This is a genomic window from Parenemella sanctibonifatiensis (assembly GCF_002250565.1).
Classification (GTDB): domain Bacteria; phylum Actinomycetota; class Actinomycetes; order Propionibacteriales; family Propionibacteriaceae; genus Parenemella; species Parenemella sanctibonifatiensis.
This window is the reverse complement of the sequence record NZ_NMVJ01000008.1, coordinates 252,632-267,251: the sequence shown is the minus strand read 5'-3', so window position 1 is coordinate 267,251 and position 14,620 is coordinate 252,632. Positions and strand designations below refer to the sequence as shown.

13 protein-coding genes are annotated in these 14,620 nt (G+C 68.6%); 2 read left to right on the top strand and 11 right to left on the bottom strand.

Features of this window, described 5'->3' with window-relative positions; genetic code table 11:
* Positions 1-152 precede the first annotated feature (152 nt).
* Positions 153-1,838: a glycoside hydrolase family 70 protein gene (locus CGZ91_RS10605; RefSeq protein WP_094454964.1), complete on the top strand. Its 1,686-nt coding sequence runs from the start codon at positions 153-155 to the stop codon at positions 1,836-1,838.
* 76 nt (positions 1,839-1,914) lie between these two features.
* On the opposite strand, the gene rpsO is transcribed toward CGZ91_RS10605, so the two are convergent.
* From rpsO to rimP, 8 genes are all read right to left on the bottom strand, one after another.
* Entirely contained in the window at positions 1,915-2,178 is a 264-nt protein-coding gene (rpsO, locus tag CGZ91_RS10600; RefSeq protein ID WP_094450219.1) for a 30S ribosomal protein S15, read from the bottom strand.
* Positions 2,179-2,349: 171 nt separating this feature from the next.
* On the bottom strand, positions 2,350-3,273 hold the full coding sequence (locus CGZ91_RS10595) for a bifunctional riboflavin kinase/FAD synthetase (RefSeq protein ID WP_094454962.1): 924 nt from the start codon (positions 3,271-3,273) through the stop codon (positions 2,350-2,352).
* Between the two features lie 97 nt (positions 3,274-3,370).
* On the bottom strand, positions 3,371-4,258 hold the full coding sequence (gene truB, locus CGZ91_RS10590) for a tRNA pseudouridine(55) synthase TruB (protein WP_229116572.1): 888 nt from the start codon (positions 4,256-4,258) through the stop codon (positions 3,371-3,373).
* The gene (rbfA, locus tag CGZ91_RS10585; RefSeq protein WP_229115961.1) at positions 4,251-4,748 is read right to left on the bottom strand and encodes a 30S ribosome-binding factor RbfA; all 498 of its coding nucleotides are present in this window, start codon (positions 4,746-4,748) and stop codon (positions 4,251-4,253) included. The genes truB and rbfA overlap by 8 nt, the downstream gene beginning before the upstream one ends.
* Before the next feature lie 254 nt (positions 4,749-5,002).
* On the bottom strand, positions 5,003-8,068 hold the full coding sequence (infB, locus tag CGZ91_RS10580; protein WP_094454960.1) for a translation initiation factor IF-2: 3,066 nt from the start codon (positions 8,066-8,068) through the stop codon (positions 5,003-5,005).
* A gap of 57 nt (positions 8,069-8,125) precedes the next feature.
* Positions 8,126-8,404 (bottom strand): YlxR family protein, encoded by a 279-nt coding sequence (locus tag CGZ91_RS15005; protein WP_094454958.1) that lies wholly within the window; start codon positions 8,402-8,404, stop codon positions 8,126-8,128.
* 77 nt (positions 8,405-8,481) lie between these two features.
* Positions 8,482-9,459: a transcription termination factor NusA gene (gene nusA, locus CGZ91_RS10570; RefSeq protein WP_094454956.1), complete on the bottom strand. Its 978-nt coding sequence runs from the start codon at positions 9,457-9,459 to the stop codon at positions 8,482-8,484.
* Position 9,460: 1 nt separating this feature from the next.
* The gene (rimP, locus tag CGZ91_RS10565) at positions 9,461-9,949 is read right to left on the bottom strand and encodes a ribosome maturation factor RimP (RefSeq protein WP_094454954.1); all 489 of its coding nucleotides are present in this window, start codon (positions 9,947-9,949) and stop codon (positions 9,461-9,463) included.
* Positions 9,950-10,035: 86 nt separating this feature from the next.
* On the opposite strand from rimP, the gene CGZ91_RS14340 reads away from it, so the two are divergent.
* Entirely contained in the window at positions 10,036-10,920 is an 885-nt protein-coding gene (locus CGZ91_RS14340) for a DUF4439 domain-containing protein (RefSeq protein WP_094454952.1), read from the top strand.
* 49 nt (positions 10,921-10,969) lie between these two features.
* Here the strand turns inward: CGZ91_RS14340 and CGZ91_RS10555 are convergent, their stop codons facing one another.
* Genes CGZ91_RS10555 through CGZ91_RS10545 form a run of 3 tightly spaced genes read right to left on the bottom strand, consistent with a single transcriptional unit; the run spans position 10,970 to position 14,603 of the window.
* A complete protein-coding gene (locus CGZ91_RS10555; protein ID WP_094454950.1) occupies positions 10,970-11,764 on the bottom strand; it encodes a TSUP family transporter in 795 nt (264 codons plus the stop codon).
* Positions 11,764-13,566 carry a proline--tRNA ligase gene (locus CGZ91_RS10550; RefSeq protein WP_094450344.1) on the bottom strand — a complete coding sequence of 601 codons (1,803 nt, stop codon included), beginning with the start codon at positions 13,564-13,566 and terminating at the stop codon, positions 11,764-11,766. The genes CGZ91_RS10555 and CGZ91_RS10550 overlap by 1 nt, the downstream gene beginning before the upstream one ends.
* A 53-nt stretch (positions 13,567-13,619) precedes the next feature.
* A complete protein-coding gene (locus CGZ91_RS10545) occupies positions 13,620-14,603 on the bottom strand; it encodes a CapA family protein (RefSeq protein WP_094450229.1) in 984 nt (327 codons plus the stop codon).
* Positions 14,604-14,620 lie beyond the last annotated feature (17 nt).

Below are 14,620 nucleotides of genomic sequence, written 5' to 3'. Positions count from 1 at the left end.
ACCGCCGACGTCGCCAACGACGCCTCGGCAAACTCACTCCAGTAGAGTTCGAAGCAACCCATCAGACGGCCACCCAGGCCGCCTGACCCACCCCTAGAAATCTGTCAAGCAAACTGGGGGCAGTCCCCTTCGACGGCGACCGCACCAAGTACATGTCCTACCTGGAGACCTACAACAACGGCCAGAACGCCTACCTCGATGGCTCCGGCAACCAGCAGCTCGCCTACGACGGTGACCTGTTCTTCGCGCTCCAGAACACCCTCGGCTCCACCAACACCTGGTGGATGGTGGAGGCGTACGCCCGCGGCCAGGTCAACCGCACCCGTACCGGCCCGGCCCGACCCAACTGGTCCTTCGTGAGCAACCACGACCAGGAGAAGAACCGGGTCAACCGGATCATGATGCGCGACCTCGGCATCACGCCCAACACCCAGTGGGGCAACCAGACGCCGCGCAGCTTCGCGGAGGAGTACACCCGCGAGGGCGAGCGGGCTGCCCTCGAGAAGCACTGGAATGACCTCTCCGCAATCAACAAGCGCTACACCCCGGTCAACGTACCCTCGATGTACGCGGTGATCCTCACCAACGCCAACACCGTCCCGACCGTCTACTACGGCGACCTCTACCGGACCGATGCGGCGTACTGGTCGACCCCGACGCCCTACCACGCCGAGATCACGGCCCTGATGAAGGCGCGCAAGGCGTACGCCCGGGGCGCCCAGCGGGTGGATCTCTTCCGCAACGGCGGAGCGCCCGGTCAGGAAGTGGTGGCCAGCGTTCGGGCCGGCGACGGCCGCGGCACCGGACTGGCGACCGTGCTGAGCAATGTCCCCACCGTCAACACCACCGTGCGCGTCTTCATGGGCGCCAACCACGCCAACCAGGCGTACATCGACGTCACCGGCAAGAACTCCGGCCGCTTGGTGACCGATGGCCAGGGCTACCTCACCGTTCCGGTGAAGGGCATCAAGGACGCCGACGTCAACGGATACCTCGGTGTCTGGGCTCCCGCCGGCACCGAAGAGGTCGTGGCGACCCACGGCGCGATCCACGCCAAGTGGCTGACCGCTCGGTCCCTGGTGGGCAACCCGACCAGCCCCGAACTGTGCACGCTGCGCAACGGCGGCTGCTTCCAGTGGTTCCAGGGCGGCCGGATCTATTGGTCCCCCACCACCGGCGCCCACGTCACCCTCGGCGACATCGACAAGCGCTGGGCCGCACAGGGCTGGGAGAACGGTGCGCTGGGCTACCCCACCAGCAGCGAACAGTGCCGTGACGGCCACTGCATCCAGACCTTCCAGGGCGGCACGATCACCTGGCGCCCCGACGGCAGGGGTGGATTGGTGATCTGGGGCCGGATCCTGGCCCGCTGGCAGGCCGAAGGTGGCGTCGGTGGCACATTGGGACTGCCGACCGGTGAGGAACGGTGTGGCTGGCGTGACGGCGGCTGCTTCCAGGACTTCGATCGCGGTCACATCTACTGGTCGCTGCCCACCGATGCCCAGTTCGTGCGCGGTGAGGTCTTCAACGGCTGGGGCCGGTTGGGCTGGGAGAACGGTCGGCTGGGTTATCCGACCACCGGCGAGATGTGTGGGCTGGTCCGCAGCGGCTGTTTCCAGCGCTTCCAGGGCGGCTCGATGTACTGGTCCCTCAGCAGTGGCGCCCACCCCTCGTGGGGCCTGATCGGCGAGGAATGGGGCCGGACCGGATGGGAACGCGGCCGCTACGGCTATCCGATCGACATGGAGCGCTGCACTGTCGGGGCTCGCGGTCGCGACTGCCACCAGCGGTTCCAGGGCGGCACCATCCGTTGGAGCGATGCCCGCGGCTTCTACTGATCCGACCGGAACGGCAAACGGCGGGTCACCCCTGGTGGGTGGCCCGCCGTTCGGCGTGGTGCAGCTGTACGCGAGGTCAGCGGCGCAGACCGAGCTTCTTGATGAGCGCGCGGTAGTTCTCGATGTCCTGCTTGGCGATGTAGTTGAGCAGGCGACGACGCTTACCAACCTTGAGCATCAGGCCGCGGCGACTGTGGTGATCGCCCTTGTGAGCCTTGAGGTGCTCGGTGAGGTGGGAAATCTCGGCGCTCAGCACCGCGACCTGGACCTCGGCGGACCCGGTGTCGCCGGGGGTCGTTGCGTACTCTTCGATGAGCTTCTTCTTCTCGGCGGCGTCCATGGCCACTCCTTCTGTCCGTTGCGCGGCGCTTCCTCCCCGGATCGGGGTCGGTGGTGGGCACCGGTGGAAGCTCTTGGGTTTCCGCGGCCGTCCTGACGGCAACCGGGCAAGCATAGCCGCGACTCCCGTGCAAGAGCGAATCGGGGAGCTTGGGACCCCATCACAGGGCGCTCAGACATGTGCGGTGGGCAACAGTGCGGCCGCCGTCGGATCGGCGCCGACCAACTCCCGGGCAGCGTCGACGTCCTTGCCGATCTGGGTGATGAGCTGGTCCAGACCGTCGAAGCGGGTGTTGCCGCGCAGCCGGCGCACGAAACCGACCTCCACCCCGATGTCATAGAGGTCCAGGTCGTCACGGTCCAGCACGTTGGCCTCCACGGTCGTGACCGGGACATCGTCGAAGGTCGGGTTGGTGCCGACCGAGATCGCTGCCGGCAGTGCGGTGGTGGGCTCCTCGAGGCGGCGCAGGAAGCCGGCGTACACACCATCGGCGGGCACCGCCCGGTCGAAGGGCACCGGCAGGTTCGCGGTCGGGAAGCCGAGTTCGCGGCCCCGTTGATGCCCCCGCACCACCTCCCCCTCGTAGGTGAACCAGCGGCCCAGCTGCGCGGCGGCTCCGACCACGTCACCCTCGGCGAGCAGGGCTCGGGTGCGGGTCGAGGAGATCCGCGCGCCGCCCTGGTGCACCATCACATCGGCGCTGACCTGGAAGCGACCCCGGCCCAGTTCGGTGAGCGTGGTGATGTCACCGGCGGCCTTGTGGCCGAATCGGAAGTTCTCCCCCACCACGACATGCTCTGGCCGCGCGTGCATCAGCCAGGTCTCGACGAACTCGGCCGGCGACAGCTGGGACAGTTCGGGGGTGAACGGAATCACCACGACCCGGTCGGCACCACTGCGCTGCAGCAGGTCGATGCGACGTTCCAAAGTGGTGAGCAGGCGAGGTGCCCTGGCGGGCGCCACCACGCTGCTGGGGTGGGGCCAGAACGTCATCGCGACCAACGGCAGCTCCGGCGCCAACGCCGCGGCGTGCGCCAACACGGCCTGATGGCCCTGATGTACGCCATCGAAGTTGCCGATCACGACAATGCTCACCCGAGGTCTCCCCTCTCCCGAGCCGCTGGGCCCGCGCCGGACCGGTCTGGTCCCCCGCCGATCCTAGGCCCGCGCACTCGCCTGATAAAACTCAGCATCAACCGGCGAAAACCGCCACCGCGACGGCTGCTTCCTCAGCGGGTTCGTAGAGCGCCACCAGTTCCCCGTCGTGACACAGCGCGCTGATGCCGGTCAGCGACAGGCTGGGCACGGCACGACCGTGCTGCACCCAGCTCAGCTGCTCCTCGGTGAGGTCGACCACCGGGAAGCAGCGGGCCGCCACCTCGGCCAGGCCCAGCAGCGCCGGCGCCTGATCGTCGACCTCGGGCAGCGCGACTGCGTCATCGAGGGTGAAGGGACCGCTTCGGATCCGCCGCAGCGCGGTCAGATGGCCGCCGCTGCCCAGATCGGCCCCCAGGTCACGAGCCAACGCCCGGATGTAGGTGCCGGCCGAGCAGTCCACCTGGACATCGCAGTCGAGCACCGCGACGCCGTCCTGATCGGCCGTGCGGACCTCCAGCAGTTCGAAACGGCCGATGTGGACGGCGCGGGCTTTCAGCTTGACGTCCTCGCCCTCCCGGGCCAGGGCGTACGCCCGCTTGCCGTTGACCTTGATGGCCGACACCGAGGACGGGATCTGGTGGATGTCACCGCGGTACCGCGGCAGCAAAGCCACGACGTCGTCTCCGGTGATCCCGGCCGCACCCGGGGTCTGGACAATCTCGCCCTCGGCATCATCGGTGCTGGTGGTGATGCCGAATCGAATGGTGGCCGCATACCCCTTGTCGTGGCCGCTGAGGTGACCCAGCAGGCGGGTGCCACGCCCGATGCCGCAGACCAGTACGCCGGTCGCCATCGGGTCCAAGGTGCCGGCGTGGCCGATCTTGCGCAGTCCCAGCACCCGCCGCAGCCGCGCCACGACCTGGTGAGAGGTGAGACCAGCGGGTTTGTCGATGACGACGACACCCGCGAGGGCCTCAGCCACGGGCATCCTCGTCGTCGGACTCGACGTCATCATCGTCGGCCTCGTTGGAGAAGTCAGCCTCGTCGGGCTCCTCCTCGCGGGGCTTGCGGTAGGGGTCGGCCTCCCCTGCGTACGTCGCGCCTGCCGAACGTTCGGCCACCTCGGCGTCACTGGTCCGGACCCGCACCAGCAACTCCTCCAGCTCCCGCGCGGTCTCGGGGACCTGGTCGGGCACGAAGGTCAGCGTCGGCGCGAACCGCAGCTTGAGCTGCTTGCCGACCTGACTTCGGATCAGGCCCTTGGCCGACTCCAGCGCAGCGGCGGTGCCGGCGAGGTCCGCGTCGTCGCCGAGCACGGTGTAGAACACCTTGGCGTCACGAGTGTCGCCGGTGAGCTGCACATCGGTGATCGTCACGAACCCGAGCCGGGGATCCTTGACGCGCCGCTCCAACATCTGGGCGACGATGACCTTGATCTGGTCGGCGAGCTTCAACACACGGGGACTAGGCATGTCCGCCATTCTTTCAGATCTGCTGTTTCAGATCTGCTCCGCTTCAGATGCGCGGCTGCGGCAGATCAACCCGTGGCCACCGGCGTACGTGTGACGAAACCTCAACTTGTTGAGCAAACTGGCCCCGATTCCCGGATCTGGGCACCAGACGCTCAACTTGTTGAGGAAACGTACGCCCAGGGTGCGGGTCCACGGGAACGCAAACGGCGCCCGCGGAAATCCGCGGGCGCCGTCTGTCGCTGGTGTCGACCAGATCAGTCGCGAGCCTTCTCGCGCATCTCGTAGGTCTGGACCACGTCGCCGACCTTGAGGTCGTCGTAGTTCGACAGGGTCAAACCACACTCGAAGCCCTCGCGGACCTCGGTGACGTCGTCCTTCTCGCGACGCAGCGAGTTGATGTCGGTCTCCTTGACCACGACTCCGTCGCGCAGCAGGCGTGCCTTGGCATTGCGTCGGATCTGGCCGCTGGTGACCATACAGCCGGCGATGGTGCCCACCTTCGAGGACTTGAACAGGTTGCGCACCTCGGCCTCGCCGAGCTGCACCTCCTCGTAGATCGGCTTGAGCATGCCCTTGAGGGCTGCCTCGATCTCATCGATGGCGGCGTAGATCACCGAGTAGTAGCGAACGTCGACATTGTCGCGATCCGCCATCTCGGTGGCCTTGCCCTGGGCCCGGACGTTGTAGCCGATGATGACCGCACCCGACGCCGCAGCCAGCGACACGTTGGTCTCGGTGATGGCACCGACACCACGGTCGATGACCCGCAGCGACACCTCGTCGCCGACATCGATCTTCGACAGCGACTCCTCCAGGGCCTCGACCGAACCGGCCGAATCGCCCTTGAGGATGAGCAGCAGCTCCTCGGCCTCGCCCTTCTCGAGCTGCTCGAAGAGCTGGTCGAGAGTCTTGCGACGAGCACCCATCGCCTGCTGCGCAGCACGCTGACGTGCCTCACGCTGTTCGGCGATCTGGCGGGCCTTCCGGTCGTCACTGACGACCAGGAAGTTGTCACCAGCACCGGGCACCGAAGTGAGACCCAGGACCTGCACCGGGAAGGAGGGCGGCGCCTCTTCCACGGACTCGCCCTGGTCATCGATCATGGCGCGGACGCGGCCATGGGCCGAGCCGGCAACGATCGAGTCGCCCACCTTCAGCGTGCCACGTTGGACCAGCACCGTGGCAACCGGGCCGCGGCCCTTGTCCAGGTGCGCCTCAATGGCAACGCCCTGCGCATCCATGGTCGGGTTGGCCTGCAACTCAAGTGCCGCGTCAGCGGTCAGCACGACCGCCTCGAGCAGCTCGTCGATGCCGTCGCCGGACATGGCAGACACGTTGACGAACATGCTGTCGCCGCCGTAGTCCTCAGGCACCAGACCGAACTCGGAGAGCTGACCGCGGACTCGCTGCGGATCGGACTCGGGCTTGTCGATCTTGTTGACCGCGACCACGATCGGCACATCAGCCGCCTTGGCGTGGTTGAGCGCCTCAATGGTCTGCGGCATCACACCGTCATCGGCCGCAACCACCAGCACCGCGATGTCGGTCGACTTGGCGCCACGGGCGCGCATCGCGGTGAACGCCTCGTGACCCGGGGTGTCGATGAAGGTGACCTTGCGGCTCTCTCCTTCAACCTCGGTCGCGACCTGATAGGCACCGATGGCCTGAGTGATGCCGCCGGCCTCGGACACCCGCACGTTGCTCTTGCGGATCGAGTCCAGCAGTCGGGTCTTGCCGTGGTCGACGTGACCCATGACGGTGACCACCGGAGGACGCCGCGCGAGGTCGTCCTCGTCGCCTTCGTCCTCACCGAACTCGATGTCGAAGCTCTCCAGCAGTTCGCGGTCCTCGTCCTCGGGCGAGACGACCTCGATCTTGTAGTTGAGTTCCGATCCCAAGATCTCCAGGGTCTCGTCAGCGACCGACTGGGTGGCGGTCACCATCTCGCCCAGGTTGAACAGCACCTGAACCAGCGCTGCTGCATCCACGCCGATCTTCTCAGCGAGGTCAGACAGCGAGGCGCCACGGCGCAACCGAATGGACTCACCGTTGCCCTGACGGACGCGTACGCCGCCAATCGTCGGCGCTTCCATCTGGTCAAACTCTTGACGACGCTGCTTCTTGGACTTGCGACCACGACGCGGGGCGCCGGGGCGACCGAAGGCACCCTGAGTACCCGAACCGCCACGGCCACCACGGCCACCACGACCGCCGCCGGGCGGCGGACCCATCCGACCGCCGGCACCGGGAGGCCCGCCAGCGGGACCGCCGCCACCGGGACGACCACGACCACCGGGACGACCACGACCACCGGGACCACCGCCACGGCCGCCGGGGCCACCCAACGTCGTCTGCTTGGGCATCATCGCCGGGTTCGGGCGAGGCATGCCGGAGGTGCCGCCCGGACGGGGCAGACCCGCGGCACCGCCGCCTGGACGATCACCGCTGGGACGCTCGCCCGGACGCGGCGCTCCGCCACGACTGTCGGGACGCTCGCTGCCAGGACGCGGGGCACGACGCTGCGTACCCATGCCCTGGGAGCTGGCAAACGGGTTGTTCCCGGGCCGTGGTGCACCGGTACGCCGATCGCCACCAGCCGGGCGGGCACCGGGCTTCGGTGCCCCGCCGGAGGCGGGCCGGGCGCCGGGCGCCGAGCCAGGTTTGGGGGCCCCACCGGGCTTGGCCGAGGGGGTAGCGGGCTTGGCTGCACCGGGACGAGCGGTCGACCCGGAGGGCGCGCCAGCACCGGCTGCCGGGGTCGATCCCGGCTTCGGAGCAGGCTTGGCTCCGCTTGACGTCGGCTTCGCCTCGGGCTGATCGGCCGGACGGCTCTCCGGGGTGGCACGCGGGCTGGGAGCGCCGCTGCTGCGGGGACCGGGGACACCGCCGGAACGAGGGCCCGGGGCACCGCTGCTGCGGGGACCGGGCAAACCACCCGAACGAGGTCCGGGCAGACCACCCGAACGCGGGCCCGGAACAGCGCCGGGCTTGGGGGCGCCGGGCTTGGGGGCACCGGGCTTGGGGGCAGCCTTCGAGGCCGAGCTGCTGCTCGGCTTGGCAGGCGCCTTCGTCTCGCTCGCGGCGGGACTGCTGGCGGGGGACGGCTGTGCTGCCGGCTTCGCGGCCGGCTTGGCGGCACCCTTGTTGGTGTCTGAGCCACCTTCGGCATCGAGGCGATCACGCAGTCGGCGTACGACCGGGGCTTCGATGGTGGAGGACGCTGAGCGAACGAATTCACCCATGTCCTTCAGCTTGCTGAGGACTTCCTTGCTTTCGAGTCCGAGCTCCTTGGCGAGCTCGTACACGCGGACCTTGGCCACTCTTCTCCTTCAGGCCCGCCGCAGGACTCGGTCGGGCCAGCTAGTTGATGTTGGTGCTCATTGCTGAGTACTCATCGAGTCGTCATGAGCGCTAACCCACTTTCTGACTTCAGTGCTCACTTGCTGGGCATCGACCGCATCGATCCGAAGCGCCCGCCCCCACGCTCGCCGCCGAAGCGCTTGTTCCAAGCACCTGGTCGTCGGGTGAAGATGGGCACCGCGACCCGGCAGGGTCTTGTCCGGATCCACGACCACTTGCGCGGCCGCCGGATCCCATACCAACCGGATCAATGCGGACTTCTCGGACCTCTGGCGACAGCCGACACACGTCCGCACCGGGAGATCCACCCAAGGAGTCTAGCGAATCGCGGGCGGTCGTGCAGTTCGGGACCGGTGACCGGCCCCCGGAACCCTCAGGCGCCGGGCACCTCGTTGTCGGGATGGATGTCGATCCGCCAACCCGTCAGACGGGCCGCCAGTCGGGCGTTCTGGCCCTCCCGACCGATCGCCAGGGACAGCTGGTAGTCCGGCACGACCACCCGCGCGGCGCGCTGCTGCTCGTCGACCACCGTGACCGACACCACCTTGGCAGGCGACAGCGCCTCCCCGACGAACGTCGCCGGATCGTCGCTGTAGTCGATGATGTCGATTTTCTCTTCGTTCAGCTCGTGCATCACGGCGCGCACCCGCTGCCCCATCGGCCCAATGCAGGCACCCTTGGCGCTGACATCGGGGCTCTTGGAACGGACAGCGATCTTGGTGCGGTGACCGGCCTCGCGGGCAACCGCCTTGATCTGCACGATGCCCTGCTCGACCTCAGGCACTTCGAGCCGGAACAGCTTCTCCACCAGCCCCGGATGGGTACGCGAGACAACCACCTGCGGGCCGCGGGCCTCGCGGCGTACGGCCACCACGAACACCCGCAGTCGCCGGCCGTGGGAGTAGTCCTCACCGGGCACCTGCTCGGCCAGCGGCATGATCGCTTCGATCTCACCGAGATCGATTCGGACCGTACGCTTGTCGGCGTCCTGCTGGATGGTGCCCGAGACAATGTCGCCCTCCACCCCGGAGAATCGGCCGAACTTGCGTTCGTCCTCGGCGTCACGGATCCGCTGCACGATCACCTGGCGTGCGGTCGCGGCAGCGACCCGGCCGAAATCGGCCGGGGTGTGGTCATACTCGCCGATCTGATTGCCCTCATCGTCGAGCTCGGGGGCGAGCACCGTGACCTTGCCGGACCGAGGGTCGAGGTCGATCCGGGCGTCGTTCACCGCACCGTCGGTCTTCTGGTAGGCGTTCAGCAACGCATCCCGCAGGGCGTCGGTGAGCACCTGCATCGGGATTTCCTTCTCCCGCTCGATGAGCCGCAGCGCAGCCATGTCGATGTCCATGTCACTCCTCCTCGACCGGGCGGTTCAGTTCCACCTGCACCACGGCCTTGCTGATCTGCTCGAACTCCCAGCGCTGCTGCTCGCCGTCGACGTTGAGCACGACGCCGGTCTCATCGGTCTCGCTGATGCGGCCGGTGACCTTCGCAACGTCCTCGGATCCGGGCGTCTGACCGTCCACTTCGACCAAGCGGCCCCGGTTGCGGCGCCAGTGGGCGGGCCGGGTCAGCGGACGGCTGGTGCCTCGGCTGGAGACCTCCAAGGTGTACGCCCGATCCCCCGCCACGCCGGAGTCATCAAGCGCTTCCGACAGGCCACGGGTGGCTTGGGCAATGTCGTCCAACAGGGGTCCGTGACCGTGGGGGCCATCGCCGTCAACAGTGATGCGCAGCACCGAACGCTTGCCCGCCGGCACGATCTCCAGATCGTCCAACTCCAAGGCGTACTCGGCCAACAGTGGCTCCACCACAGCAGCGATCCGTTCCCGATTCATGAGCGCCTCGCTTCAGTTGTGGTCGTCTGGTTGGCCCATTATAGCCAGCACAGCGAGGGCACGTGGCCGCCGCTACCCTTGCTGCCATGCTGACCCGCCGCGCGCTCCTGTGGACCGGACTCGCAGCGGTGTCCCTGACCGGCTGCACGGTCAGCGAACCGCGGGTGTCCGGTAGCCCCCAACCGGTGCCGACCCCCGATCCGCAGGCGCTGGCCGCCAGCGCGATCGAGACCGAGTTGGCGGCCCTCTGCCACGCGGCCGGCAGCGAATGGGCACCGGCCGGGGCGGCGTACACCGCGCGGGCATGGGCGCTGTCTGGCCCCGAGCCGCTGGCCCGGCGCGGCCTGACCCACTCCCCCGCACCGTCGACCCCTACCACCGACCGCACTCTCGCCGGGGCCCTGCGCGCCGCCGCTGAGAGCGGCCGGGGGCGCGCCCTGGAACACGGCGGACTGCTCCGGTTGCTGTACGCCTCCGCGGCGGCCTTCAGCGCCGGCGCCCTGTCCGCCTTGCCAGCCGCACCTTCCGTGGCGCTCCGGGACCGCCGCCAGCCCGACCCGCCACAGGTCAGCGCCGAGCAGGCCCTTGCCGACGTCGTACGCCAGCTGCACGCTCTGATCGCGGTGCTGCAGCCCGCAATCCCGGTCGCCACGAGCGAGGCGGCACAGGTGCTGCGACCGGCCCTTTCCGCAGCCCGCCAGCTGCGCGACGACCTGACCTTGGCTTTGGTGGAGGCCGGCGCGGAGGCCCCTGCCGCCGCCCCGGCATACACACTGCCCGAGTTGCGGACGCCGGACCAGGCGCGTCAGGCCGGCGCCGACGGTGCAGCGGCACTGCTGCCGTGGGTCGGCCGGTGGGTCATGACCGCCGAGGACCCGTCCGAGGCGATTGCCGGTCTGGCGCAATGGTCCGCGATTTCGACCACGCTCGGTGGGGCACTGCCGGTATGGCCGGGGTATCCCCCGTCGTGATCGGCCGCCGCTGCCCGCACCTGTGCGAGCCACCGCGGAACAGCCGCCCTCAGAAGAACAACACCACGGTGTCGTAGGCGAGCTTCACCGACAGGACCGCGATCACGACCAGGAACACCCGGCGTACGAATCCGTTGCCGTGCTTCAACGCCATCCGGGCACCGACGAAGGCGCCACTGAGGTTGGCCAGCGCCATCATGCCGCCGAGCAGCCAGAGCACCTGGCCATGGACCGCGAAGACGCTGATGGCTGCGATGTTGGTGGTCAGGTTGGCAAGCTTGGCCAGCACCGTTGCCTGCAGGAAGCCGTAGCCGAGCACGGCAACGATGAGGATGACGAAGAAGGACCCGGTGCCAGGCCCCAGGAAACCGTCGTAGAGACCCACCGCCAGGCCGATGCCGCCGGCAATGACGGCTGCGGTGACTCGGCTGTGCCGAGGTTCATGCTCCAGGCCCATCTGGGGTTTACGGATCGTGTAGGTGCCGACCGCCAGCAGCGCGACCAGCACAAGCGGGGTGAACCAGTCCTTGGGCAGGAAGCGCACCAACTGCGCGCCGAGTGCCGATCCGATCGCGGAGCCGGCCATCAACGCCAACGCCAGCGGCCAGTGGACCGCGACCTTGCGCAGGTAGGTGATGGTGGCGATCAGGGTGCCGGCAGCCGAGGAGACCTTGTTGGTGCCCGAGATTTCGGCCACGGTGGTCTCAGCGGGCAGCCCGATCAGCAGGCTCGGCAGCTGGATAAGTCCACCGCCCCCGACGACCGCATCGACCCAACCGGCGATGAAGGCCACCACCACCAGCCCACCGACGACCAGCGGACCGATCGCCAGGAGTTCGGCCATCAGCGCCCGTTGATCTCGGTCAGCACCTCGGTCACGGCGTCGGCGACTGGCACGTTGCGCTGGTCACCGGAGGTGCGGTCCCGCACCTCCACGACACCGTCGGCGAGACCGCGGCCCACCACCACGCTGGTCGGCATGCCGAGCACCTCGGAGTCGGCAAACTTCACCCCGGGGCTGGCCTTGCGGTCATCGAGCAGCACCTCGAGCCCGGCGGCCGCCAGTTCCTCGGCGATCCGGGTCGCCTCGGCGAGCACCTCCTCGCCCTTGCCGGTCGCAAGCACGTGGACGTCATAGGGCGCCAGCGCCCGCGGCCAGGCCAGGCCCTTCTCGTCGCAGGTGCCCTCGGCGACGGCGGCCACGGCGCGGGAAACGCCCAGACCGTAGGAACCCATCGTGACCGGCGCCTGCTTGCCGTTGTGGTCCAGCACCGTCAGGCCGAGCGCGTCGGCGTACTTGCGGCCGAGCTGGAAGATGTGGCCGATCTCGATGCCGCGGGCCAGGCTCAACGGCCCCGAACCGTCCGGGGCCGGGTCGCCCTCACGGAGAGTGACGACGTCGATGAGGCCGTCGTGGCTGAAGTCGCGGCCGGCGACCAGGTTGATGCTGTGATGGTCGGCCCGGTCGGCGCCGCTGACCCAACTGGAGCCGTGCGTGACGGCCGGATCGACCAGGTAACGGATCCGGCCCGGCGCCGGCTCGTCGCCCTCTCCGAGCTCGCCGATGCCCAGCACCTTGGGACCGATGTAGCCCTTGACGAGGTCGGGGTACGCCGCGAAGTCCGCCTCGCTGAACGGCACCGCTTCGGCGGGCTGCACGCGCACCTCGAGTCGCTTGGGGTCGACCTCGCGGTCGCCCGGGATGCCGATCGCCAGCGGCTCCTTGCTGCCGTCGGGGTAGACCAACATGAACACGACGTTCTTGAGGGTGTCAGAGGCCTGCCAGGGCCGATCATCCCGCGGCGCATGGTCGTTGAGCGCATCCACCACAGTGGCGATGGTGGTCGCCCCGGGCGTCTCGATGTCGGTTGCCTCGGGCGCGAAGGGCGCCCCACCCTCGGCCTTGATCGTCACCTCGGCTGCGGCGAGCGCTGCCGGCACTCGGTCCACCGCCTCGACATTGGCTGCGTAGCCACCGGGCGAGCGTACGAAGGTGTCTTCACCGTTCTCGGCCACGGCCAGGAACTCCTCGGACGCCGAACCGCCCATTGCGCCGGCATCGGCGTGAACGATGACGTACTCCATGCCGAGGCGGTCGAAGACCTTGATGTAGGCGTCGCGGTGCTTGCGGTACGCCTCGGCCAGGCCTTCCTCGGTCAGGTCGAAGGAGTAGGCATCCTTCATGACGAACTCACGACCGCGCAGCAGACCGGCGCGGGGCCGCGCCTCGTCGCGATACTTCGTCTGGATCTGATAGAGCACCAGCGGCAGCTCCTTGTAGGAGCTGACCAGATCCTTCACCGCAAGGGTGAACATCTCCTCGTGGGTGGGGCCGAGCAGGTATTCGCCGTGCTTGCGGTCCTGCAGCCGGAAGAGATTGGGGCCGTACTCGGTCCACCGATTGGTTGCCTCATAGGGTTCGCGAGGCAGCAGCGCCGGGAAGCGGACCTCCTGGCCGCCCATCGCGGCCATCTCCTCGCGTACGATCTCCTCGACCCGCTGCAGCACCCGCAGCCCCAACGGCAGCCAGGTGTAGATGCCGGGGGCAACACGGCGGATGTAGCCGGCCCGCACCAGCCACCGGTGGCTGGGCAGTTCGGCATCGGCCGGGTCCTCCCGCAGGGTCCGGAAGAACAATTCCGACATCCGGGTCAGCACGCGAGATCCTCCTGAGTTTGTGGTCGACGCCACACTATCGCCTAGAGGCCATGCAGGACCGGATAGATTCCGGCGGCCCCCCATGAGGTGATGGCCCGATAGGTGCGCTCCCCCACCTCCACCCGATGCCGGTGGCTCACCTCGGGCGCGCCGAGCGGATACACGCGCCACGGTCGGGCCTGGATCAAGGTCGGCACGTACGCCGCGTGCGCCAGCCACCAACCCGCTGTCGGGTCGTGCCGGAAGGTGATCCGGGCGATCGCACCCTCGCGGGTGCGGGGTTCCTTGGTCGACTGGGCCGCCATTGCGTTGCCGAGCCCGTAGAGGATCCAGGTCCCGTTGTGGTCCTCCCACGGTTGGACCGCGTGGGCGTGGTGGCCGTAGACGAGATCGATGTCGGGTGACTCGGCGAGCCGATGGGCGACCTCACGTTGCTGGCTGGTCGGCTCCGTCTGGTATTCCACGCCGGCGTGGACCGCAGCGATGACCAGGTCGGCGCCGGCCGCCCGGCAGCGGGCGGCATCCGCCGCCATCAGGTCAGGGTCGAGCCCGTTCCAGGCCCACTGCTTGTCGCGGTCCAGACGATAGCCGTTCAGGCCGTACGCCCCGGCGACCAGCCCGATCCGTACCCCACTGGCCGTGGTCACGATCGACGGCGTGGCCTGTTCCTCGGCGCTGCGGGCGGTGCCGGCATGGGCGAGACCGGCCCGGTCGGCAGCATCCAGGGTCCGTCCCAGCCCGACGTGACCGCCGTCCATAGAGTGGTTGGACGCCGTCGTGATGGCGTGGAAGCCGACCCGGCGAAGCCCGTCCAGGGTCTGCGGCGGCACCACGACGGCCGGGTAGTTCTCGAACGGGCCGTCCGGTTCGCCGACCGGCACCTCCTGGTGGGCCACAGCCAGATCAGCCTCGGTCGCCGGTGACAGAGCCTCCAACTGTGGTGCGAAGTCATGGCTGCCGCCGCCATCGGTCAGCGCCTGCTGCCACAACAGGTCGTGCCACAACATGTCGCCGGTGAGCGCCACGGTCACCTCGGGGCGGG